Below are 694 nucleotides of genomic sequence, written 5' to 3'. Positions count from 1 at the left end.
CCGTTGGCGCGCAGCCACTTTGCCAGGCCGGACGCGATCTTGCGGCAATGCAGGGCGCCGCCTTCGGTCGAGAAATAGGCGTAGCGAAACGACCCGGCTTCCAGAAACGGCCAGCGTTTCACCGCCGCGTCGGGCTCCAGCAGTTCGAACGGAAAATTGCCTTCTTCCAGGCCCTCGCGATATTCCTCGGCCTCGTCGCCAGGCTCGCGCGAAATGCAGACAAATCCTCTGGGATCGAGGTGGCTTTCGCCGAGATCGGCCCACATCTCGTCCCAGGCCCGGTAGGCTTCGGTGATCAGCCGGCCGTAGCCGGTCCCCGCGCGATAGGCGCGGCGGATGATGCGATGATGGTCGCCCGACGCGGCAAGCGGGTTCGGGATCGGCCCCTGCTCGACGATCGAAACGCTGTGACCCGCCTTGACCAGCGACCACGCGGTCGAGAGGCCGGCAATACCCGCACCGACAACGATCACCTTCATCAAATCAGACTTTCCGCAGCCGGTCGGCTGGCTCAACGTATTGGATTGCGGGCGCCAACATACGGTCTGGAACCAGGCTGGCAAGCCGCGCTATTGGTCTGGCATGAGCAAATTGACGCCACCCGGCCTGGTCTTTGATCCAGCCACGCGACACCTGCGGCTCGATCCGCACAAGCATGCCTTTTTTCAGAACCCGTACGAGGCCTATGCATTTC

1 protein-coding gene and 1 pseudogene are annotated in these 694 nt (G+C 63.1%); one reads left to right on the top strand and one right to left on the bottom strand.

Annotated features, from left to right (window positions below):
* Positions 1-479, bottom strand: a 479-nt coding sequence (locus EN914_RS37355; RefSeq protein WP_164779265.1) for an FAD-binding oxidoreductase, incomplete at its 3' end; no start/stop codon positions are given.
* Between EN914_RS37355 and EN914_RS39765 the strand changes: the two are divergent.
* A pseudogene (locus tag EN914_RS39765) lies at positions 418-694 on the top strand (cytochrome P450); the annotation flags it as partial. The gene EN914_RS37355 and the pseudogene EN914_RS39765 sit on opposite strands and share 62 nt — an antisense overlap.

This window comes from Mesorhizobium sp. M7A.F.Ca.CA.001.08.2.1, assembly GCF_003998455.1.
In the GTDB taxonomy this organism is placed as follows: Bacteria; Pseudomonadota; Alphaproteobacteria; order Rhizobiales; family Rhizobiaceae; genus Mesorhizobium; species Mesorhizobium ciceri.
This window is presented reverse-complemented; position numbering and strand designations above follow the sequence as displayed.